Source organism: Rhodococcus chondri, assembly GCF_036327435.1.
In the GTDB taxonomy this organism is placed as follows: Bacteria; Actinomycetota; Actinomycetes; order Mycobacteriales; family Mycobacteriaceae; genus Rhodococcus; species Rhodococcus chondri.
The window spans coordinates 1-20,308 of record NZ_JAUZMZ010000090.1; the positions used below are offsets into that span (position 1 = coordinate 1).

21 protein-coding genes, 1 tRNA gene and 2 pseudogenes are annotated in these 20,308 nt (G+C 66.0%); 10 read left to right on the top strand and 14 right to left on the bottom strand.

The genetic code is table 11. The annotated features are described in order from the left end of the window. Nucleotides 1-431, bottom strand: a 431-nt coding sequence (locus Q8814_RS15970) for a LysR family transcriptional regulator (protein ID WP_330152993.1), incomplete at its 3' end; no start/stop codon positions are given. Nucleotides 432-557: 126 nt separating this feature from the next. Here Q8814_RS15970 and Q8814_RS15975 point away from each other — a divergent pair. Beyond that, the gene (locus Q8814_RS15975; RefSeq protein WP_330153013.1) at nucleotides 558-1,949 is read left to right on the top strand and encodes an NAD(P)/FAD-dependent oxidoreductase; all 1,392 of its coding nucleotides are present in this window, start codon (nucleotides 558-560) and stop codon (nucleotides 1,947-1,949) included. 100 nt (nucleotides 1,950-2,049) lie between these two features. Further along, nucleotides 2,050-3,075: pseudogene (locus Q8814_RS15980) on the top strand (NADP-dependent oxidoreductase); the annotation flags it as partial. Here Q8814_RS15980 and Q8814_RS15985 read toward each other — a convergent pair. From Q8814_RS15985 to pcaD, 3 genes and pseudogenes are all read right to left on the bottom strand, one after another. Next, the gene (locus Q8814_RS15985) at nucleotides 3,071-4,282 is read right to left on the bottom strand and encodes an acetyl-CoA C-acetyltransferase (RefSeq protein ID WP_330152994.1); all 1,212 of its coding nucleotides are present in this window, start codon (nucleotides 4,280-4,282) and stop codon (nucleotides 3,071-3,073) included. The pseudogene Q8814_RS15980 and the gene Q8814_RS15985 overlap by 5 nt on opposite strands. Nucleotides 4,283-4,301: 19 nt before the next feature. Next, complete coding sequence (locus tag Q8814_RS15990; protein ID WP_330152995.1) at nucleotides 4,302-5,123, bottom strand: IclR family transcriptional regulator; 822 nt, start codon at nucleotides 5,121-5,123, stop codon at nucleotides 4,302-4,304. Between the two features lie 14 nt (nucleotides 5,124-5,137). Beyond that, a pseudogene (gene pcaD, locus Q8814_RS15995) lies at nucleotides 5,138-5,893 on the bottom strand (3-oxoadipate enol-lactonase); the annotation flags it as partial. Between the two features lie 162 nt (nucleotides 5,894-6,055). Between pcaD and Q8814_RS16000 the strand changes: the two are divergent. Continuing rightward, complete coding sequence (locus Q8814_RS16000; RefSeq protein WP_330152996.1) at nucleotides 6,056-6,802, top strand: CoA transferase subunit A; 747 nt, start codon at nucleotides 6,056-6,058, stop codon at nucleotides 6,800-6,802. Continuing rightward, nucleotides 6,799-7,455, top strand: coding sequence for a CoA transferase subunit B (locus Q8814_RS16005; protein WP_330152997.1), 657 nt, complete (start codon nucleotides 6,799-6,801; stop codon nucleotides 7,453-7,455). Before Q8814_RS16000 ends, Q8814_RS16005 begins: the two co-directional genes overlap by 4 nt. Here the strand turns inward: Q8814_RS16005 and Q8814_RS16010 are convergent, their stop codons facing one another. Together Q8814_RS16010 and Q8814_RS16015 are read right to left on the bottom strand one after the other, a co-directional pair. Then, complete coding sequence (locus tag Q8814_RS16010; RefSeq protein WP_330152998.1) at nucleotides 7,456-8,574, bottom strand: AI-2E family transporter; 1,119 nt, start codon at nucleotides 8,572-8,574, stop codon at nucleotides 7,456-7,458. Between the two features lie 93 nt (nucleotides 8,575-8,667). Continuing rightward, nucleotides 8,668-8,744 (bottom strand) — tRNA-Met (locus Q8814_RS16015). An 85-nt stretch (nucleotides 8,745-8,829) separates the two neighbouring features. On the opposite strand from Q8814_RS16015, the gene Q8814_RS16020 reads away from it, so the two are divergent. The 3 genes from Q8814_RS16020 to Q8814_RS16030 are packed head-to-tail and all read left to right on the top strand — an operon-like array spanning nucleotide 8,830 to nucleotide 11,737. Further along, nucleotides 8,830-9,594, top strand: a complete 765-nt coding sequence (locus Q8814_RS16020; RefSeq protein ID WP_330152999.1) for a (Fe-S)-binding protein — start codon at nucleotides 8,830-8,832, stop codon at nucleotides 9,592-9,594. A gap of 11 nt (nucleotides 9,595-9,605) precedes the next feature. Then, nucleotides 9,606-11,117, top strand: a complete 1,512-nt coding sequence (locus Q8814_RS16025) for a LutB/LldF family L-lactate oxidation iron-sulfur protein (protein WP_330153000.1) — start codon at nucleotides 9,606-9,608, stop codon at nucleotides 11,115-11,117. Then, the gene (locus Q8814_RS16030) at nucleotides 11,114-11,737 is read left to right on the top strand and encodes a LutC/YkgG family protein (protein WP_330153001.1); all 624 of its coding nucleotides are present in this window, start codon (nucleotides 11,114-11,116) and stop codon (nucleotides 11,735-11,737) included. The genes Q8814_RS16025 and Q8814_RS16030 overlap by 4 nt, the downstream gene beginning before the upstream one ends. A 17-nt stretch (nucleotides 11,738-11,754) precedes the next feature. Here Q8814_RS16030 and Q8814_RS16035 read toward each other — a convergent pair whose 3' ends face one another. From Q8814_RS16035 to Q8814_RS16045, 3 genes are all read right to left on the bottom strand, one after another. After that, entirely contained in the window at nucleotides 11,755-12,378 is a 624-nt protein-coding gene (locus Q8814_RS16035; protein WP_330153002.1) for an LON peptidase substrate-binding domain-containing protein, read from the bottom strand. Further along, entirely contained in the window at nucleotides 12,378-12,851 is a 474-nt protein-coding gene (locus Q8814_RS16040) for a DUF309 domain-containing protein (protein WP_330153003.1), read from the bottom strand. The genes Q8814_RS16035 and Q8814_RS16040 overlap by 1 nt, the downstream gene beginning before the upstream one ends. Nucleotides 12,852-13,004: 153 nt before the next feature. Further along, complete coding sequence (locus Q8814_RS16045) at nucleotides 13,005-13,448, bottom strand: PaaI family thioesterase (RefSeq protein WP_330153004.1); 444 nt, start codon at nucleotides 13,446-13,448, stop codon at nucleotides 13,005-13,007. Nucleotides 13,449-13,562: 114 nt separating this feature from the next. Between Q8814_RS16045 and Q8814_RS16050 the strand changes: the two genes are divergently transcribed. Next, entirely contained in the window at nucleotides 13,563-14,042 is a 480-nt protein-coding gene (locus tag Q8814_RS16050; RefSeq protein WP_330153005.1) for a winged helix-turn-helix transcriptional regulator, read from the top strand. A 56-nt stretch (nucleotides 14,043-14,098) separates the two neighbouring features. Here Q8814_RS16050 and Q8814_RS16055 read toward each other — a convergent pair whose 3' ends face one another. The 5 genes from Q8814_RS16055 to Q8814_RS16075 form a co-directional block, all read right to left on the bottom strand. After that, a complete protein-coding gene (locus Q8814_RS16055) occupies nucleotides 14,099-14,851 on the bottom strand; it encodes an ESX secretion-associated protein EspG (protein ID WP_330153006.1) in 753 nt (250 codons plus the stop codon). Continuing rightward, nucleotides 14,848-16,179, bottom strand: a complete 1,332-nt coding sequence (locus tag Q8814_RS16060) for a hypothetical protein (RefSeq protein ID WP_330153007.1) — start codon at nucleotides 16,177-16,179, stop codon at nucleotides 14,848-14,850. The genes Q8814_RS16055 and Q8814_RS16060 overlap by 4 nt, the downstream gene beginning before the upstream one ends. A 4-nt stretch (nucleotides 16,180-16,183) precedes the next feature. After that, on the bottom strand, nucleotides 16,184-16,450 hold the full coding sequence (locus Q8814_RS16065) for a hypothetical protein (RefSeq protein WP_330153008.1): 267 nt from the start codon (nucleotides 16,448-16,450) through the stop codon (nucleotides 16,184-16,186). Nucleotides 16,451-16,561: 111 nt separating this feature from the next. Continuing rightward, nucleotides 16,562-17,134 (bottom strand): DUF3558 domain-containing protein, encoded by a 573-nt coding sequence (locus Q8814_RS16070; RefSeq protein ID WP_330153009.1) that lies wholly within the window; start codon nucleotides 17,132-17,134, stop codon nucleotides 16,562-16,564. 68 nt (nucleotides 17,135-17,202) lie between these two features. After that, nucleotides 17,203-17,754, bottom strand: coding sequence for a TetR/AcrR family transcriptional regulator (locus Q8814_RS16075; protein ID WP_408015919.1), 552 nt, complete (start codon nucleotides 17,752-17,754; stop codon nucleotides 17,203-17,205). A 159-nt stretch (nucleotides 17,755-17,913) separates the two neighbouring features. Here Q8814_RS16075 and Q8814_RS16080 point away from each other — a divergent pair, with 159 nt between their 5' ends. Then, nucleotides 17,914-19,059 (top strand): acyl-CoA dehydrogenase family protein, encoded by a 1,146-nt coding sequence (locus Q8814_RS16080; RefSeq protein WP_330153011.1) that lies wholly within the window; start codon nucleotides 17,914-17,916, stop codon nucleotides 19,057-19,059. 31 nt (nucleotides 19,060-19,090) lie between these two features. Further along, entirely contained in the window at nucleotides 19,091-20,308 is a 1,218-nt protein-coding gene (locus Q8814_RS16085; RefSeq protein ID WP_330153012.1) for an acetyl-CoA C-acetyltransferase, read from the top strand.

A 20,308-nucleotide genomic window follows, 5' to 3' on the forward strand; every position in this document is an offset into this window, starting at 1 on the left:
TCGCCGCGGATCAACGCGAGATCCGCGTCGCCCGAGGCGACGGCACTGACCCTGTCGGTGAAGTCCTTGATGACGAACTCGACGTCGAGGTTGGGGTGGCGCTCGCGGACCCGGGAGATCGCGTCGAGGCTCTGCGACGCGAAGCTCATGTTCGCGGTGATGCGGATGCTTCCGCGCGGCTCGTGGCCCACCTCCAGCGCCCGCGCCTCGAGGGCAAGCACCTCCTCGGCGATGGGCATCAGCCGTTTTCCTGCCGGAGTGAGTCTGACCGAGCGGGTGGAGCGCTCGAGCAGGGTCGCACCCACCTCCTGCTCGAGTTTCGCGATCTGGTGGCTGATCGCGGACTGCGAGATGAAGCAGCGTTCCGCCGCTCGCGAGAAGCTGGCCTCCTCGCCGACGGCGAGGAAGTAACGCAATTGCCGGAAATCCACGTCACCTCCATTTATGAGCAAAACAGATAACAGTATTTCGAATATTCCAGGTTACTGGCATCCGCGGGCGGTCCATACCTACGTTGGATGTCATACATCAACTTCAGTGTGGAGGTTCACGACAGCATGGACGGTGCGGACACAGGAAAGACAAACGTCATCGAGCGGACGGAAGTAGTGATCGTCGGTTCCGGTTTCGGAGCCCTGGCCACGGCGAAGAAGCTCGCCAAGGCCGGTACGCCGTTCGTTCTGATCTCGGAGACCACCGAGCACCTGTTCCAACCGCTGCTGTACCAGGTGGCGACGGGCGTCCTCTCGCCCGGTGAGGTCGCACCGTCGATTCGCGCCATCCTCGCCAAGTACCCGAACGCCGACGTCCGCCTGGGCCGCGTCGTGGACGTGCTTCCGGACGACAACGCCGTCGTCTACGAGGCCGGCGGTCGACGGCACACCCTCGGCTACACGCATCTCGTTGCCGCGACCGGCGCCCGTCAGGCCTACTTCGGCCGCGACGAGTTCGCCGATGTGACCTACGCGCTCAAGACCGTGGAGGACGCCGAGCGGTTGCGCCGGCAGATCGTGCGCTGCTTCGAGGAAGCCCACACCACCACCGACCCCGAGTTCCGGAAGAACCTGCTCAGCTTCGTCGTCGTCGGTGCCGGACCGACGGGCGTCGAGCTTGCGGGCCAGATCAAGGAGCTCGCCCGCCGCTACTTCGCCGAGTCGATGCACGACATCAAGGCCGATGACGTCACCGTCACCCTCGTCGAAGGCGCCGACAAGGTGCTGCCGCCGTTCGGTGGCAAGCTCAGCGCCTACAGCCAGGAAGCGCTCGAGAAGGGTGGCGTCGAGGTGGTGCTCGGCACGATGGTCACCGACATCGACGAGCACGGCGCGACCCTGTCGACACCGACCACCGAGGAATCTCGCCGGATCACGGCCGAGACCATCATCTGGTCGGCCGGCATCCAGGCCAACGATTTTGCGGGAGTGCTCGCCGAGCGCACCGGTTGCGACACCGTGCGCGGTGGACGGCTCCTCGTCGACAACGACTTCACCGTCGGCCGCTACGACAACATCTTCGCGGTCGGCGACATGGTGACGCTCGACAACCTGCCCGCCCAGTCGCCGTTCGCCATGCAGGGCGGCCGGCACGTCGCGAAGACGATCCTCGGCAAGATCCCGGCCGGCACGGCGTTCCAGTACCGCGACAAGGGCAGCATGGCGATCATCAACCGTTTCCGGGCGATCACCCGGGTCGGCAAGATCGAGCTCACCGGTTTCATCGCGTGGATTCTCTGGCTCGCGGTGCACCTGATGTACCTCGTCGGGTTCCGGAACCGGTACATTGCCGTGATGTCGTGGTGCGGTTCGTTCCTCGGCCACCGCCGCCCGCACTTCTACTACGCGCAGGAGGCCGCGCGGGTTCCCGCCGGTGCCACGAACAGCGGGGTAGACGTCACCGAGACGGACGCTGCACCGTCCGAGAAGTCGCGCGAACCCGTCCACGCCGCATAAGGCTTCGAGCCGACGAGGCCCCGACCGGAAACGGTCGGGGCCTCGCCGTCGAATGCCGAGACGCGAACCCTGCCCGCGCGGGTGCGGCACACTGGGCGGCATGAGTGCACCCACTGATCTGCAGAGCACCCGTATCGTTCTCGCGTCCCGTCCGGACGGCGCACCGACTCCCGACAACTTCCGCACCGAGGTCGTGGATCTCCCCGATCTCGCCGACGGGCAGGTGCTGCTGCGCGTCATCTATCTCTCGCTCGACCCGTATATGCGGGGACGCATGAGCACCGCGAAGTCGTATGCGCCCCCGGCCGAACTCGACGACGTGATGGTCGGCGGGACGGTCGCCCAGGTCGTCGAGTCGCGATCTCCGGGGCTCGCGGCCGGCGACTACGTTCTCGCCGGCGCGGGGTGGCAGACGCTCGCCGTCGTGCCCGGCACGCACGTCCGCAACCTCGATCCGGAGGCGGCGCCGCTGTCCACCGCGATCGGTGTGCTCGGCATGCCCGGCTTCACCGCGTACTCCGGGCTGTTGAAGATCGGGCGGCCCGAGAAGGGCGAGACCGTGGTGGTCGCCGCCGCTACCGGACCGGTCGGGTCGGCGGTCCGGCAGATCGCCCGGCTGAAAGGTGCACGCGCGGTCGGCATCGCGGGTGGACCCGAGAAATGCCGCGCGTTGCTCGACGAGTTCGGATTCGACGAGGCGCTCGACCACCGCGATCCCGAATTCGCGTCGAAGCTGAAGGACGCGGTGCCGGACGGCATCGACGTGTACTTCGAGAATGTCGGGGGTCCGGTCACCGATGCGGTGCTGCCGTTGCTCAACACCTATGCGCGCATCCCGGTGTGTGGTCTGGTGGCCCTCTACAACGGGGCGGATACCAACCGGCGCGATCGGCTGCCGGCATTCTTCAACGCCGTGCTCACCAAGAGCCTGACCATCCGCGGTTTCATCCAGACCGAGTTCGTCTCCGAGATGTACGACGACTTCCTGCGCGATGCATCGGCCTGGGTACGCGAGGGCAAGCTGAAGTACCGCGAGGACGTCGTCGAGGGTCTGGAGAATGCCCCCGAAGCGTTCATCGGAATGCTCGAGGGCAAGAACTTCGGGAAGCTCCTCGTGCGGGTCAGCCGACGCGTTCGAACACGGCCGCGAGGCCCTGGCCGCCGCCGATGCACATGGTTTCCAGACCGTACCGTGCGTCGCGGCGGTCCATTTCACGCAGCAGCGTCGCGAGGATGCGGCCGCCGGTCGCGCCGACCGGGTGGCCGAGCGAGATACCCGAACCGTTCGGGTTGAGACGCTCGTCGTCGGGTTCGAGGCCCCACGTGCGGAGGACGGCGAGGGCCTGCGCGGCGAACGCCTCGTTGAGTTCGATGACATTCATATCGGCCAGCGACAGACCGAGCCGTCCCAGTGCCTTCTCGGTGGCCGGCACCGGCCCGATACCCATGGTGCGCGGCGGCACACCCGCCACGGCCCAGCTCGCCAGACGAGCCAGCGGGCGCAGACCCAGCTGCGCGGCCTTCTCGGCGGTGGTGACGATTGCCAGTGCGGCACCGTCGTTCTGGCCGCTGGCATTGCCGGCGGTGACGGTCGCGTCGGGATCGACCTTGCCGCGGATGGGGCGCAGCTTCGCAAGGGTCTCGACGGTCGTGTCGGCGCGGGGATGCTCGTCGGTGTCGACCACCACGGGATCACCCTTGCGCTGCGGAACGGACACCGGGACGATCTCCTGCGCGAAGACGCCGTTCTTCTGTGCCGCGGTGGCGCGCTGATGCGACTGCGCCGCAAGGGCGTCCTGATCGCCACGGCTGATGGAGAATTCGGCCCGCAGATTCTCGGCGGTTTCGATCATGCCGCCGGGAACCGGGAAGTCGCGGCCACCGGCGGTGACGCGGGCGCGCGCGAGCCGGTCGTTGAGGGCAACGGCCTCTCCCTTGACGCCCCAGCGCATCCCGGTCGCATAGAACTCGGCCTGGCTCATGGACTCGGCGCCACCGGCGAGGATCAGGTCGCTGCCGCCGGACTGTACCTGCATCACGGCCTGCAGGATCGCCTGCAGACCGGAACCGCAACGGCGGTCCACCTGCAGACCCGGAACGTCCACGCCGAGGCCGGCATTGAGCGCGGCGATCCGGCCGATCGCCGGGTTCTCGCCGCTCGGCGACGCCTGCCCCAGGATGACGTCGTCGACCTCGGAGCCGGAGATGCCCGTACGGCTCACCAGTTGACGAATAACGGTGGCCGCGAGTTCTTCCGGCGCAATGTCTTTCAGGGAACCGCCGAAGCGGCCGACCGGGGTGCGGAGTGGTTCGCAGATCACTACGTCGGTCATGGGGATTCTCCGGTTTCTGCTAATGGGTCTGGGTGCGGGTGAAATCCGCAGAGATTGCATCGGCGGTGGCGAGCAGCGCCGGGATCAGTTCGTCGTGGACGGTGTCGAGCGGATACCGGGCCGCATGGGTGGAGATGTTCACCGACGCGACGACGGCGCCGGCCGCATCGCGGATGGGTGCGGCCAGCGACCGCAGACCTTCCTCGAGCTCCTGGTCGACGATGCAGTATCCGTCCCGCCGGACCTTTTCCAGCTCGGCCCGCAACGCGTCGGGAGCGTTCACGGTCCGGGAGGTGATGGGGGCGAGCTCGGCGCGGGCAAGATATGCGTCGAGTTCGTGTGGCGCGAGACCCGCCAGCAGTACGCGACCCATCGAGGTCGCGTACGCGGGGAACCGGGTGCCGAGAGTGATGGTGACGGTCATGATGCGGTTGACGGGAACACGGGCCACATACACGACGTCGTCGCCGTCCAGGACCGATACCGAGGTGGATTCACGGATCCGGTGGGCGAGGGCCTCGAGATGCGGACGCGCTACGTCCGGCAGCGACAGTGCCGACAGGTAGCTGTAACCGAGTTCGAGCACTCGCGGGGTGAGCCAGAACTGCGATCCGTCGGTGCGCACGTAGCCGAGCTCGGTCAAGGTCAGCAGGAATCGGCGCGCGGTCGCGCGGGTGAGGCCCGTCGACCGGGCGACGTCGGACAGCGTCCGGCGCGGGTGCTCGGCGCCGAAGGCCTTGATCACGGACAGGCCGCGCGCGAGGGACTGTACATAGTCCGGGGACGCAGCCGGGGGTGCGTCGCGCGGCGCGGCGGAGGTGTCGATGTCGGCGGTGCTCACGGTCGGTTCTTCTCCAGGTGGTCCACGATGAGCTGATTGATGCGTTCGGGTTGCTCGACATTGGCGAGGTGGGCGCCGGGGTCGACGACGTGGAACGCGGCATCGGCGATGCCGTCGGCGAGAGCCTGCATCGTCGCCGGTGGGGTCGCGGGATCCTGTTCGCCCGCGATGACGAGGGTCGGTGCGGTGATGCGGGCGAGGTCGGGGCGTCCGTCCCAGGACGAGAGGGCCTCGCAGCACGCGGCGTATCCCTCGTCGGTGGTGCTCTCGACCATGTTCACGTGCCGGGCCACGAGTTCGGGATCGCGTTCGGCGCGGCCGGGGCTGAACCAGCGGGAGACGATCGAGGCGGCGATGGACGCGAGGCCGTCGGTGCGGACGGTCGCGGCGCGGTCGATCCACGGCTGGGCGGGCTGGAACGCCGGCGACGTGCACAGCAGCGTCAGGGTGCGTACGCGATCGGGGTGGTTCGCGGCGAGCCACTGTCCGACCGCGCCGCCGAGCGAGAGGCCGATGTAATGCACCGAATCGAGTCCGAGGGTGTCGAGGAGCGCGACGATGTCGCCGCCGAGTTCGCTCATCGTGTACGGCCCCTGCGGCGCGGGCGAGATGCCGTGTCCGCGGTGATCGACGGCGACGACGTGCCAGTTCGCCGACAGCGCGTCGATCTGGGATTGCCACATCGACAGATCCGAACCGAGCGAGCCGAGCAGCAGTACTGCGGGCGCGGACGGGTCGCCGTGCTGTTCGTAGTTGAGCGTGATGGTCATTCGGACTTCTCCTGCGCACTCGGATGTTCGCTATATGGACGAATGGTCGCTATGCGTACGAGATTAGTGGTGAGCCGGGTTCGAATCAAGATTTTGGCCCAACTTTGTTCGCGATGCGGACGAGGGTTCACATATCGCACGACTCCCGCTATTCTGGCATGCATGGATAAAGTCGTTGCCTCCGCCGCCGAGGCCGTAGCCGACATCCCCGACGGCGTCACCATCGCCGTCGGCGGGTTCGGTCTGGTCGGTATTCCCGAAATCCTCATCAACGCGGTGCTCGAACAGGGCGCCACCGACATCGAAACCGTCAGCAACAACTGCGGTACCGACGGTTTCGGTCTCGGGCTGCTGCTCGAGAAGGGCCGCATCCGCCGCACCATCTCGTCGTACGTCGGCGCCAACAAGGAATTCGCGCGCCAGTACCTCGCAGGTGAACTCGAGGTCGAACTGACCCCGCAGGGCACCCTCGCCGAGCGGCTTCGCGCCGGCGGCGCCGGCATCCCCGCCTTCTTCACCCCCGCAGGTGTCGGCACGGCCGTCGAAGAAGGCGGCCTTCCCCTGCGCTACGACGGCCACGGTGGCATCAAGCTCGCATCGCAGCCCAAGGAAACCCGGGAATTCGACGGCGAGACCTACGTGATGGAACGCGGCATCGTCGCCGACTACGCGCTCGTGCACGCCTGGAAGGGCGACCGCCACGGCAACCTCGTCTACCGGGCGAGCGCCCGCAACTTCAACCCGCCCGCCGCCGCCTCGGGCAGGATCACCATCGCGCAGGTCGAGCACCTCGTCGAACCCGGCGAGCTCGACCCCAACGACATCCACACCCCCGGCATCCACGTGCAGCGTGTCGTGCACGTCGGCCCGATCGAGGTCGGTATCGAGAATCGGACGGTTCGCTCATGACTCAGGCAAGCACCAAGGGACTGACCCGCCAGGAAATGGCGGCCCGCGTCGCCAAGGAATTGGCGGACGGACAGTACGTCAACCTCGGCATCGGCATGCCCACGCTCGTACCGAACTATCTCGACCCCGGCATCGAGGTCATCCTGCACTCGGAGAACGGTGTGCTCGGTGTCGGCCCGTACCCGACCGAGGACGAGCTCGATCCCGAACTCATCAACGCCGGTAAGGAAACCATCACGGCGATCCCCGGAGCGTCGTACTTCGACTCGTCGCAGTCGTTCGGCATGATCCGTGGCGGCCAGATCGACGTCGCGGTGCTCGGCGCCATGCAGGTCTCCGCAAAGGGCGACATCGCCAACTGGATGGTCCCCGGCGCCATGGTCAAGGGCATGGGCGGCGCGATGGATCTCGTGCACGGCGCTCGGCGAGTCATCGTGATGATGGACCACGTCACCAAGAAGGGCGAGCCGAAGATCCTCGAAGAATGCGCGCTGCCGCTCACCGGCAGGCATTGCGTGCAGCGGATCATCACCGATCTCGCCGTCATCGACATCACCGACGAAGGCCTGAAGCTCGTCGAGACCGCGCCGGGCGTGAGCGTCGACGAGGTCGTCGCGGCCACCGCCGCGAAACTCATCGTCGAAGATCAGTAGCTAGGCATCATCCGGTGGGGGTTCGTCGATCGGAGTAGGTTCCCGCAGCTCGGGAATGAGTTCGTATCGGCGCCCGAATGTTTCGACCAGCGACTGGATCACCGCGACCACCGGCACGGAGACCAGCGCACCGATCGGGCCGAACAGTGACGCGCCCACGATGACGGAACCGAACGCCATGGCCGGATGGATCGCCACGGTGCTCGCGGTGATGCGCGGATGGAGCACATAGTTCTCGATCTGCTGGTACACCGTTCCGAAGATCACGACCCACACGCCGTCCATCGGTTCGGACACGGCCGCGATGATCGCGGGCAACGCGATCGCGAGATAGGTGCCGAGCGTAGGCACGAACTGCGACACCACTCCGGTCCACAGTGCCAGTGGCAGCCAATACGGAACACCGACGATGATCAGGAATATTCCGGTGGCCACGGCACACACCGCCGCGAGGATCAGTCGGGAGACGACGTAACCGCCCGCCTTCTCGACCGAGACCTCCCAGACCGTCGACAGGATCCGCTGCTGCCGCGACGGGAACCAGCTCGAGATCGTGCGGCGTAGTGCCGGACCCTGCGCCGACATGTAGAAGACGAACAGCAGCATGGTCAGCAGCTGGAAGACCAGCCCGACCAACGACGTGACGACGCCGAGCACACCCGGGGTGAAGCGTTCCACCAGCTCCCGCACGGTTTCCGGGGTCACGTTCAGCAGATTGTCCGCGGTCGCGAAGTCGGTGTCGAACGTGCGGTTCGCCCACTGCGTTACCGACCTGATCGCCTCGGGCAGCGTGGCGAGCAGCTCCGTGAGTTGTTCGGCGAGCAACGCTCCGAACAGCGACAGGAACCCGATCACCGCCCCGATCAATCCGAACATCACAATCCCGGTGGCAGCGCCACGGCGCATCCCGAACCGTTCCATCGCGTCCACGACCGGTTCGATGGTGATGCTGAACAGCCAGGCCAGGAACAGCAGTCCCAGGAAACCCTTCAGGCTGTGGAACAACCAGCCCGACATCTGGTAGACCGCGACAGCGAGCAGAACGTACAGAACTGCCGGGCGCAGCCACCGCGGAGCACTGCGACGCGATTGCCAGGCGCCGGCGGAGTCATCGGTCATCGTGCCCTCCGCGGTCGACGGATGCAGGTACTGCACGGAATCTACCGCGGGAAATACAAAACCGGCCCGGACTCGTACAGTCCGGGCCGGTGGTGGTAGCGGGGACAGGATTTGAACCTGCGACCTCTGGGTTATGAGCCCAGCGAGCTACCGAGCTGCTCCACCCCGCGTTGCATGTCCAACCATACACGACTGGGAGAGGTGCGATTACCAGGGTTACTGTGGGGCCGCACACAGAACGATGCGGAGAACCACATGCGAATCGCGCTGTTCGCCACCTGCCTCGGCGACACCTTGTTCCCGAACGCCGTCAAGGCCACAGCGCTGCTCCTCGCGCGGCTGGGCAACGACGTCGTCTTCCCGCCCGGCCAGACCTGCTGCGGCCAGATGCACATCAACACCGGGTACCAGCGTGACGCGTTGCCGCTCGTGGAGAACTACGCCGACAGCTTCGGCGACAGCTCCATCGACGCCGTCGTCGCGCCGTCCGGGTCGTGCGTCGGATCCGTGCGTCATCAGCACGACATGATCGCCTCCCGCTACGGCGCCGCAGCCTTGCGCATACGGGTCGAGGCGGTTCGAGCCAAGACCTACGAGTTGTCGGAACTGCTCGTCGACGTCCTCGGGGTCACCGACGTCGGCGCCTGGTTTCCGCACCGCGTCACCTACCACCCGACCTGCCACTCGCTGCGCATGCTCCGGGTGGGGGACAAACCACTGAGGTTGCTGCGCCACGTCGGCGGCATCGACCTCGTCGAACTTCCCGAAGCCGATTCGTGCTGCGGATTCGGCGGTACCTTCGCGATCAAGAACGCCGACACCTCCACCGCGATGCTCGCCGACAAGATCCTTCACATCACCTCTACCGGCGCCGAATACTGCACGGCGGGTGACTCGTCGTGCCTCATGCACATCGGCGGCGGCATGTCGCGTCTGCAGATGGAGACGGGCACCGTGCATCTCGCGGAAATCCTCGCATCGGTCCATGAACCCGCAAGCACCGCGACGGTGACGCCGTGAACGGAGGCGCCATGCGCAAGGCGACCGCTCTGGGCATGCCGTCCCTTCCTCCGCGTGGATCCGGAAACCTGCGCGGCACAGAAGCATTCCCCGACGCGGCCCGGCGCGAACTGGCCGACTCCCAGCTACGCCGCAACATCGGCAAGGCCACCCGTACCATCCGCGCCAAGCGGATCAACGTCACCGGCGAACTACCGGACTGGGAACAACTGCGCCTCGCCGGTGAGGCGATCAAGACCGATGTGCTGAACCGCCTGCCGGAACTGCTCGAACAGTTCGAGGAGGCGGTGACCGCGCGAGGCGGTGTCGTGCACTGGGCCGCCGACGCCGACGAGGCCAACGCGATCGTCGCCCGGTTGGTGCGGGAGACCGGCTCGGACGAAGTCATCAAGGTCAAATCCATGGCCACTCAGGAGATCGGCCTCAACGAATATCTCGAAGGACAGGGCATCACCGCCCACGAAACCGACCTCGCCGAGCTGATCGTCCAACTCGGCCACGACACCCCGTCGCATATTCTCGTCCCGGCGATCCACCGCAACCGCACCGAAATCCGCGACATCTTCCTCCGCGAAATGAGCGGAGTCGATCCGGACCTCGACGACAACCCGGCCCATCTCGCGGAAGCATCACGAAAGTACCTGCGGCACAAGTTCATGACCGTGCCAGTCGCGGTGTCGGGGGCGAACTTCGGCATCGCCGAGACGGGGACGCTCACCGTCGTCGAATCGGAAGGCAACGGACGGATGTGCCTGACGCTGCCGCACACCCTCATCACGGTGATGGGAATCGAGAAGTTGCTGCCCTCGTATCGGGACCTCGAGGTTTTCCTGCAACTGCTGCCTCGATCGTCGACCGGCGAGCGCATGAGCCCCTATACCTCGATGTGGACGGGCGTCACGCCGGGGGACGGTCCGCAGAACTTTCATCTGATCCTGCTCGACAACGGCCGCAGCGCGACCCTGGCCGACCCGATCGGACGTGACGCGTTGCGCTGCATCCGCTGCTCGGCGTGCCTCAACGTGTGTCCGGTCTACGAACGTACCGGTGGGCACGCCTACGGTTCGACGTATCCGGGTCCGATCGGTGCGGTGCTCACCCCGCAACTCGCCGGAATGGATCGGCCCCACGACCCCAACGCGTCGCTTCCGTTCGCGTCGAGCCTGTGCGGTGCATGTTTCGATGCCTGCCCCGTGCGTATCGACATTCCCTCTCTGCTCGTCGAACTGCGACACCAGAAGGTCGAGCACGCCCGGTTCGGGCTCGAGGCGGCCGCGATGAGGGCGGCATCGATCGCGATGTCGTCGCCGGGCCGGTGGAGCGCGGCTCAGAAGGCGGCCGGTCTGGCGCGTGTCGTCGCCGGGAAGAAGGGCACGATCGGGACCGTGCCCGGGCCGATGAGCGGATGGACCGACTCACGCGACATCGCTGCGCCCCCGAAAGAGACTTTTCGGCAGTGGTGGGATTCGGAGGAGGGGCGTGCGGCCATGGATCGTGCGCGAAAGTCCGGAGGTGGCAAATGACTTCGCGGGACGTTGTGCTCGGCCGCATCCGCGGTGCGCTGGGACGGTCGCCGGCCGGGCCGGTGGAGATCTCCCGCGACTACCGCCGGGGACGCACCGCGCCCGCGGAGGGACGGTTCGCCCTGTTCGCCGACAGGCTGCTCGACTACAAGGCGTTCGTGCACCGATGCGCGGCCGACGAGATACCTGCCACGCTCGCAAGGATTCTCACCGAGCGCGGGGTCCGTACGGTAGGTGTCCCCACCGGCCTGGACCGGTCGTGGCTCGTCCACTTCGACGGCGATATCATCGTGGATTCACCGGATACTCCGGCACCCCGACTGGAATCGCTCGACGGGGTGGTCACCGCGTCGGCCACCGCGTGCGCCGAGACCGGAACCATCTTCCTCGACGGCAGCCCGGACCAGGGCCGGCGCGCACTGACCCTCGTTCCGGACCTCCACGTGTGCGTGGTGTCGCTCGACGCCGTCGAAGTGGGTGTTCCCGAGGCGCTCGCTCGGCTGGTGCCCGGCCGCCCCACCACGTTGATCAGCGGTCCGTCCGCCACCAGCGACATCGAACTCGAGCGTGTCGAAGGAGTGCACGGTCCGCGGACCCTCGTGGTGGTGATCGCCGGCTGAACCGGCATGTGCACTGCTCAGCGGTCTTTGAGACGCCACTCCGCGAGATCGATTGCCGTGGAAATCGATTCGATCAGCACGTGCAGTCGCTCGACCGGTCCCGGCGCGGCGAGGACCGCATATCGATCCGCATCGCCCATCGGCACGTAACGAGCGAGCGCGAACAATCGCGCACCGGCGTCTTCCGGTAGTTCGGTCATCGGTGGCGGCGAGGGCGCCCGGCCCTCGGTGAGCCGGTCCAGGACGCCGTAGAGCCGACCGAGGTGGACGGTGAGCGGGGACAGGTCGACCGCTTCGGATCCGGTGTCGGGCCACGGTTCGACCTCCGCCCGCGGATACGGGTCGTCGGGAAGCCATTCGATTACGCGGATGCGTTCTTCCGCAATGCATTCGAGTGCGTGCCGGCCACCGCCGAGCTCGTTGTCGACGATGATCCGGGCGACGGTACCCACGTCGTGACGCTGTTCCCCGCCACCCACCTCGTGGCCGCGGGCGATGAGCACCACGCCGAAGCGCGGGCCGTCGGGTGCTGCCATGCAGTCGCGGACGAGTTCTTGGTAGCGCGGTTCGAAGACCTGTAGCGGAAGGTCGGAACCCGGTAGTAGTGCGGTGCCCAGCGGGAACATCGGAAGGGTGGGCATCAGGGCATCCTCAACCGCGGTGCCGGAGGTTCGGGAATGGGTTCGTCCCGTTCGATCTCGGTGAGCAGGTGATCGGCCCACGACGAGAGTCCGTCGATGTCGAGGCCGTACGGCGGTTCGTCCTCGTAGTGGCGAATTCTCGACTGTCCCTGCTTCAAGAGGGACGTGGCGCCGCTCGGGTTGCCGCGCAACAGATGCGTCAATCCGACCGCGAGTTGTGCCAGCCCCTGCCACAGTGGGCGCTCGTCGGGTGGGCACGCCTTCCATACCGCCTCGAAGACCTCGTGGGCCTGGAACGGGTGACCGTGGTCGAACAGTCGCTGACCTTCGGTGATGGCCTCGGCCGGCTCTAGTTGCAGGTCTTCGGGCAGCGGCTCGACACCTTCCTCGCCATAGGCGAGGGGGCGTCCCAGGGCGTCGCGGGGCCGCGCGTTCTGCGGTTTCCCGTCCGAAGTCCGGTCCCGATCTGTCATGGGGTTCAGGTTAGACGACGGCCCCTGAGGTTCGGGGGAACTGCAGCGTCGGGGGTGAGGTAGCAGAAAGGGCACGAAGAACGCCAGGAGTCTTGTTCGAGAGGGCCACACCCGAGCCGATCACGGTCAACGCGGAAGCCGGCTCCGACCGCATCAGTCCACAGCGGCGGGCGCAATGTTCTGGAGTCTGACGTCGCCGTGGGCGACGAGTCGCCCTGCGCTGTCGGTAATCGAAACGGCCCACAATTGCTGCTGACGTCCCTGGTTGAGTGCTCGCGCCTCGACTGTCACAATTCCCGACGTCATGGGTCGAACGAAGTTGGTGGTGTTGGTCAAGCCGACCGCAACCAGCTTGCGATCTTCCACGGCGTGGCAGGCGCCGATGCTGGCGGCGCTTTCTATCGCTGTGGCGTAGACACCGCCATGAACGATGCCCCACGGGGTGTGGTGCCGGGCGTCGAGGGTGATCGTGCCGACAAGCCGCGTCGGAGTCACCTCCTGGATCTCGAGTCCTGCCTCGCGCACGAAGGCGCCGCTTCCCTCGGGCATCTCAGGAGTGGCGCGGAGAGAGGGGCGGCCCTCGGTGTCGGCGGTCATGTGGTTGCTCCTGTCGGCTCGTCCGGCCAGTGTTGACACCGGCCGGGTTGACTTCACATTTCGAAGCTAGGCTGACGCCACCTGGGTGTCAATTCAGAAGTTAGGATAGGGAGCGTGGACTGGCTGGAGTTGAGTACCGACAATTGCCCCGTACAGCGCACTCTGGATCTGGTAGGTCAGAAGTGGACTCTGCTGATCATCCGCGAGGCCGTCAACGGTGTGAAACGCTTCGACGACTTCCGGCAACACCTGGGCATTTCCGAAGCCGTCCTCACCGATCGCCTGCGGATCCTCACTGCGGCGGGAATCCTCACCACGCGTGAATACCGACAGGCCGGAAGCCGGGGACGGCGCGAATACGTCCTCACCGACAAGGGCTGGGACCTGTGGCCGATTGTGGTCGCATTGAGACAATGGGGCGACAAGCATGCCGTCGACCCCGAGGGCCCACTCCTCGAGGTCCGGCACGATGGCTGCGGCTCACCGATACGCGTCGTGGTCGAATGCAGCGCCGGACACGGCGCGCTGACACCCCATGACGTCTCGGTGACCCTGGGCCCGGCGGCCCGACCTCTTCCGCACTCTGCGACGTGACCGTCTCGGCCCGATCGGGTCGGGCGCATCTGTCGTCTCGAGCCTCGGCTGCTGCATTACCGGAAGGGCGCACTCGGCTGCTGTGCCGTGCGTCGGCGCCGGCGTGCCTTGTCGATCTGACTCGAAAGTTCCTTGCGCAATACCTCGATTGTGCCCGGAGATACCCGGGTGTTCGAACCCGGCACGAACAGGTAGCGGCCGTCGCCCGCGACGTCGAACCATCCCAGATCCCCCGTGGGCGTGAACCGAAGGCCGTCCTCGCAGGCGAGAACTCGGATGCTTCCCGTCGCGGTTCGTTCCCGGAGCAGCAGGCGTCTCAATGCGCGAGTCTCGGAATCCTCGATGGGTCTACGGACTGTGGCGCCGTCGCCCGGTTCCACCAATTCCTTTGTCGAGGCGGTCCGTTCGGCCTCCCTGCCCGGTGCCGCAGCCGGGATATGCCCGGCGAGGGTGGCCGCCAGCAGCGCGGTGGACATCGTGGTGATCTCGATATCGCCATAGGCCGCATGCTGCCGGGCCAGGACGGCGTAGTCGCCCTCTGCGCTGCCGCGTGCATTGAGATCTGCGCTGCCGTCGGTCGACCGCCCATACACCTCGACGGCGATCTCGCCCGTCAGCAGTATCCGGATCGCGCGCTCGAGACGTGGATCCTCCAGCTGTCGACGCCACTCGTGCGCGGCACTCAGATTCGCCGCGTGTTCGTCCTCCCACAGGGCCGCGGACCGATAGCGGAGAGGAAACGGAAACTCGTCCCTGCCGCCGGCTGCGCACAAAGACAGGAATTGGTCGGGGGAGACGTGCCAGTTCATGCGGGATCCACTCCGAACACGGGCGGCGCGGTGTCGGGCATCGAGCCGATCAGTTCATTGCCGTTGTCGTTGTTGACGAGATAGTTCGCGACTCGTCGCTCTTCGTCGTTGCCACGCTGAGCACCGCCGCCCATCATGCCCGGAAACATGCCCATCGGGCGTGCTGCACCGCTGCGGGCACCGCTCGCGCCCTGCTGCGCAGCTGCCGGTGCACTTCCAGCGGCGAGCCCCCCGGGCCCGAGTCCTCCCAGCGCACCCGAGCCGAGCGCTGAACCGCCACCCCCGCCTGCCCCTGACGAGCCACTGCTGCCGAAGGTGCCGTTCCCGGTCGATCCGAACCCGGGCGAGCCGGAGCCATACGGTTGACCGGACATTGTGGAATTGCCCGTAAGTGACGAGGGCGACGTCGAAGCCGGTGTCGTTGCAGTACGTTCCGGCGAGCCCGGGAGCGCGTTCGTCTCGGACGGGTCCGGCCCTGTGCGATCCGAACCGTACGGGTCTGCACCGCTCGTGCCGGCTGCTCCGTCGGTCGCACCATCTGCAGTCCCACCTGCCGCATCCGCCGCAGCCCCACCGGGCAGCCGGGCCGCGTTGTCGAACCCGGACATTGTCGAGGCACCCGAGCGATCGGCACCCGAGTGGGATCCGAAGGGACTCGTGCCCCCGTCGCCCGCGGAGGAAGTTGCCGCCGCGTGCGGAGAGGGCAGCGTGGGAACCGCAGACCCGGAGTCCCGGTAGTACGGCTTGTACAGCGTCTCCATGATGCGCACCGCCTGAATTCGAGCAGCCTCCGCGGCGCGCGCGGTGTCGGCGCCTGAACCGGGGTTGACGACGTCGATCGGTAACGGGATGTAATTCGAAGGCGGATCGATCGACGACTTGACCCGCTCCCCGACATCTGCCGCGATCCGCAGTTTCTGAGACACCGCATTCGCCGCATCGCACAGTTGCTGCGCGGATTCGCCGAACAGTTGGGTCGCCGAAGCGGCCGCGGTGGCGGCACCACCTTCCCAGTGTTGCGCGATCTTGTCGCGAATCATGGTTGTGCCCAACGTAATGGACAGACTGAAGGTGCTGCCGAGCTTCGCCCACTCCCGGGCGAGGGTATTCATCGCTTCGGGGCTTATCGTGCGGGTGAGCTGATAGATCTCGGCATGCTCCATGCTGTGGAAGTTCTCGAATCGGTCGATGTAGTCGGGATCGGTCCCCGCCTCGACCCGCGCCGCCAACTCGTCGTGCCGTGCCTGGCGACGCGAAACGGAATCGGGGACGACGGTGCCGAGTATCGGTTCGAGGAGTTCTCGTATCGGATTGTCGCTGGAGGACATCGGGTCAGAACTCCTGTCCGGCGTGAGTCAATCGCCGCGCCCAGTCGGATTCGGCGTCGAGAAAAGCCTCACCGCCGGAAGCGAAAGCGTCGCGAAGAGAGGTGAGAGCTTCGGTGAACTGTTGGATGCGTTCCAGTGCTGACGATGGCGTGCCTGCGCCTTTGACAGCAAAGCCGTTTTGCAGCTGTTGTGCTGAGTCAAAGGCGCCGAAGCCTTTCGCCTCCGCGAGGCCCTGCGCAATATTGCGGGCCTCGACGAGTTCCTCCAGCATGGTGTTGCAAATTCCGACTATGTCGTCAATGACGTGCGGAGCGAGCCGTATATCAGTGCCCATATCATCCCCCCGGACCGTTCAGTTCTGAAGTGTTGCTATAACTTCCGATCAGGCACGAATTGACGGTTCAATCAATTCAACTGTGCTCTCGAGACCGCGGCACCATTCTTCCCGTGGTACCGCGCGTGTGTGGTCCGCGGTGTAGATCCTCGAAAAGATGACAATTCCGTACCCGGTCTCGAGAGCAATCGCGCAAGTGTCTGTGGAAGCCGGATCGACCTCTAGCAGAGCGCGGCGCCCGTTGATCGATATCTCGGTCGAGATGCTTCCGTCCTTCTGGATCTCCTCATCCAGGGTGACGTTGCCGGACAGGATATTTAGTCCATATCGACGCATCACGCCCGGTACCTCATCCAGTCCGCGATAGCGACAACCCAGGAATGTGTAGTCACCCATGGGGTAGTCCGCGGAGTCTTCTGTCCTCGGGTCGTAACCGGCTTCGGTGAGGACTTCGTCAGGGATGTCGAGGCACGGATCGAAGGTGACCGGCGGTCGGCCGGAGTCGTCCACTATGCGTGGTGCTCGTGTCGTCGCATCTTTGCTGTCGTCGACTGCGACGCTGCTGCCGTCGACTCCTTCTGGTGCACATGCCGCGACGGTGACCGCCGCAGCCGCGAGCACAATGCTCCGCGCAACATAATTCCCCCTGCCCACGAGATCCCCCCGATCCACCGCTGGTGGCGCAGATGTTAGCGCACAGCACCCACCAGGCGCAGAGCAAGATCGGCGTAAAGACTGCTGATGGCTTCCGGGTTGTTGTAGCGGCCGGACGGGTACCAGCGGCATATGTCGACGCACAGTGACATCAGTGCGAGGGTGACGCCCTCGGCATCGGGGACGGTGAATTCGCCGGTGGCGATGCCGATGTCGACGACGTCGCGCACGACCTGGGTGGTGCGCCGCCGCACCCCGGTGATGACGCGGTAGTGGTTCGGTTCGAGGGCCGCAAGCTCGTATTGGACGACGCGGGCGCGGCTGTGGTGCTCGGCCTGCCATTGCGCGAACCGTCCGATGATGGAGGTGAGGCGAGTGGTGGCGTCGGCTTCGGGGATGTCTGCACCCAGCACCACCTGCAGCGCTGAGTCGTGGCCCTCGTACGCGATGGCGTAGAGCAGTTCTTCCTTCGACTTGTAGTGCGGGTACATGGCGGCGGGGCTCATGTCGAGGCGCGCCGCGATCTGGCGGGTCGTGGTGCCGCCGTATCCGGTCTCCGCGAACGCGTCGATCGCCGCTTCCCGCATGCGTGCTGCGGCCTTGGAACCGCTGATCACGGCGTTCTTCGGTGTGCTCACGTATTGCTCCGCTTCCTTGCTTCCCGGTGGTTGACAAGCTCTCGACAACGCCTACTATAAGCGAGTGCTTAGAAAATAAGCGATTGCTTATCGACTTAGGAGTGGTGGATGCGACGCACCCTGTACGGCCCAGATCACGAGGCTTTTCGTGAGTCCGCTCGCGAGTTCGTGAACCGGTTCGTGCTGCCCCGCGCCGAGGAGCTCATCGATCTTCACGAGATTCCGCGCGACATCTGGATCGAAGCGGGCAAGGCCGGTTTCCTGGGGCTCGAGATCCCGGAACGCTTCGGCGGCATGGAAGCAAACGACTATCGCTTCAACGCGATCGTCGCCGAGGAATTCGCGCGCGCCAACATGGCCCTGTCGTCTTCGATGGGGATCCACTCGGACATCACCGTTCCGTACATCGTTCACCTCGGCAACGAGGAACAGCGTGAACGCTGGCTGCCCCGCTGCGTCACCGGTGAGCTCATCTGTGCGATCGGCATGACCGAGCCGTCCGGCGGCTCCGACCTCGCCAACCTCAAGACCACCGCGGTCCGAGACGGCGACGACTGGATCCTCAACGGCGCAAAGACATTCATCACCAACGGATACAACTGCGATCTGGTTGTCGTTGCAGCCCGCACCGACCCGTCGAAGGGCGCGAAGGGCATCTCCCTGCTCGTCGTCGAGCGCGGCATGGAGGGCTTCGAGAACGGGCGCAAGCTCGACAAGGTCGGACAGCCCGAAGCCGACACCGCGGAACTGTTCTTCAAGGACGTCCGCGTCCCGCACGCCAACCTCCTCGGGGAGGAAGGTATGGGCTTCATTTCGATGATGAAGCTGCTGCCCCAGGAACGTCTCGGCTCGGCCGTCAACAACGTGCACCACGCCAAGCACATCCTGCTCGAAACCATCGAGTACGCGAAGGAGCGCAAGGCGTTCGGCCGCGCCATCGGCACCATGCAGTACAACAAGTTCCTGCTCGCCGAGTTGGTGACCAAGATCGAGGTTGCCGAAGCGTACGTCGACCAGGCCGTCGAAGCGCACGCCGAGGGCCAGCTCACCGCGGTCGACGCAGCGAAAGCCAAGTGGTGGAGCGCGCAGACGCAGTCCGAGGTCCTCGATGCGTGCGTCCAAATTCACGGCGGCTACGGTTTCATGAACGAATACCGTGTGGCTCGGGCTTGGAAAGACGCGCGCGTCACCAAGATCTGGGCCGGCACGAACGAGATCATGAAGGAACTGATCGGTCGCGACCTGGGCCTCTGAGCCCCGGTACCGAAACCAAAAGGAGCAGGTAATGCCCGAAGCTGTGATCGTCTCCGCTGTTCGTTCCCCGATCGGTCGGGCGATGAAGGGCTCTCTCAAGACCGTGCGTCCGGATGATCTGGCGACCCAGATGGTCGCTGCGGCCCTCGCCAAGGTCCCCGAGCTCGATCCCACCGAGATCGACGACCTGATGCTCGGCTGCGGCCAGCCCGCCGGCCAGTCCGGCTTCAACATCGCCCGCGTGGTCGCGATCCAGCTCGGCTACGACTTCCTGTCCGGCGTGACGGTCAACCGGTACTGCTCGTCGTCGCTGCAGACCACCCGCATGGCGCTGCACGCGATCAAGGCCGGCGAAGGCGACGTGTTCGTCTCCGCCGGGGTCGAGTCGGTGTCGAGCTTCGTCACCGGCAACGCCGACGGCCTGCCGGACACCAAGAACCCGCTCTTCGACGACGCGCAGGCCCGCTCCGCGAAGCTCGCCGAAGGCGGCGTCGCGTGGACCGACCCGCGCGAGGACGGCCTGCTGCCCGACGTGTACCTCGGAATGGGGCAGACCGCGGAGAACGTCGCCTCCTACACGGGCATTTCCCGTGAGGATCAGGACCGCTGGGGGGTGCGCTCGCACAACCGCGCGGAGGAGGCCATCAAGTCCGGGTTCTTCGAAAAGGAGATCACCCCGGTCACCCTCGCCGACGGCACCGTCGTCTCCACCGACGACGGCCCCCGGCCGGGCACCACGTACGAGGCGGTCAGCCAGCTCAAGCCGGTGTTCCGGCCGGACGGCACGATCACCGCGGGTAACGCGTGCCCGCTCAACGACGGTGCGGCGGCGTTGGTGATCATGTCCGACACCAAGGCCAAGGCGCTCGGGTTGACCCCGCTGGCGCGGGTCGTCTCGACCGGGGTGTCGGGACTGTCGCCGGAGATCATGGGTCTGGGCCCGATCGAGGCGACGAAGAAGGCGCTGGCGAATGCGGGGATGGGGATCTCCGATATCGATCTGTTCGAGATCAACGAGGCGTTCGCGGTGCAGGTGCTCGGGTCCGCGCGGGAGCTGGGCATCGACGAGGACACGCTCAACGTCTCCGGTGGGGCGATCGCGTTGGGTCATCCGTTCGGGATGACCGGGGCGCGGATCACCAATACGCTGCTCAACAACCTGCGCACGCACGACAAGCAGTTCGGTGTCGAGACGATGTGTGTCGGTGGTGGTCAAGGTATGGCGATGGTCCTCGAACGACTCAGCTGA

Bases quoted from the DNA above. Each gene is read 5' to 3' on its own strand.
- Q8814_RS16040 (WP_330153003.1), bottom strand. From the start codon at position 12,851: ATGACAGATCGGGACCGGACTTCGGACGGGAAACCGCAGAACGCGCGG.
- Q8814_RS16010 (WP_330152998.1), bottom strand. From the start codon at position 8,574: ATGACCGATGACTCCGCCGGCGCCTGGCAATCGCGTCGCAGTGCTCCG.
- Q8814_RS15985 (WP_330152994.1), bottom strand. From the start codon at position 4,282: ATGACCGACGTAGTGATCTGCGAACCACTCCGCACCCCGGTCGGCCGC.
- Q8814_RS16045 (WP_330153004.1), bottom strand. From the start codon at position 13,448: ATGACCGCCGACACCGAGGGCCGCCCCTCTCTCCGCGCCACTCCTGAG.
- Q8814_RS16065 (WP_330153008.1), bottom strand. From the start codon at position 16,450: ATGCTGGAGGAACTCGTCGAGGCCCGCAATATTGCGCAGGGCCTCGCG.
- Q8814_RS16055 (WP_330153006.1), bottom strand. From the start codon at position 14,851: ATGAACTGGCACGTCTCCCCCGACCAATTCCTGTCTTTGTGCGCAGCC.
- Q8814_RS16030 (WP_330153001.1), top strand. From the start codon at position 11,114: ATGACTTCGCGGGACGTTGTGCTCGGCCGCATCCGCGGTGCGCTGGGA.
- Q8814_RS16085 (WP_330153012.1), top strand. From the start codon at position 19,091: ATGCCCGAAGCTGTGATCGTCTCCGCTGTTCGTTCCCCGATCGGTCGG.
- Q8814_RS16005 (WP_330152997.1), top strand. From the start codon at position 6,799: ATGACTCAGGCAAGCACCAAGGGACTGACCCGCCAGGAAATGGCGGCC.
- Q8814_RS16000 (WP_330152996.1), top strand. From the start codon at position 6,056: ATGGATAAAGTCGTTGCCTCCGCCGCCGAGGCCGTAGCCGACATCCCC.
- Q8814_RS16080 (WP_330153011.1), top strand. From the start codon at position 17,914: ATGCGACGCACCCTGTACGGCCCAGATCACGAGGCTTTTCGTGAGTCC.
- Q8814_RS16025 (WP_330153000.1), top strand. From the start codon at position 9,606: ATGCGCAAGGCGACCGCTCTGGGCATGCCGTCCCTTCCTCCGCGTGGA.
- Q8814_RS15975 (WP_330153013.1), top strand. From the start codon at position 558: ATGGACGGTGCGGACACAGGAAAGACAAACGTCATCGAGCGGACGGAA.
- Q8814_RS16060 (WP_330153007.1), bottom strand. From the start codon at position 16,179: ATGTCCTCCAGCGACAATCCGATACGAGAACTCCTCGAACCGATACTC.
- Q8814_RS16075 (WP_408015919.1), bottom strand. From the start codon at position 17,754: ATGCGGGAAGCGGCGATCGACGCGTTCGCGGAGACCGGATACGGCGGC.
- Q8814_RS16035 (WP_330153002.1), bottom strand. From the start codon at position 12,378: ATGCCCACCCTTCCGATGTTCCCGCTGGGCACCGCACTACTACCGGGT.
- Q8814_RS16020 (WP_330152999.1), top strand. From the start codon at position 8,830: ATGCGAATCGCGCTGTTCGCCACCTGCCTCGGCGACACCTTGTTCCCG.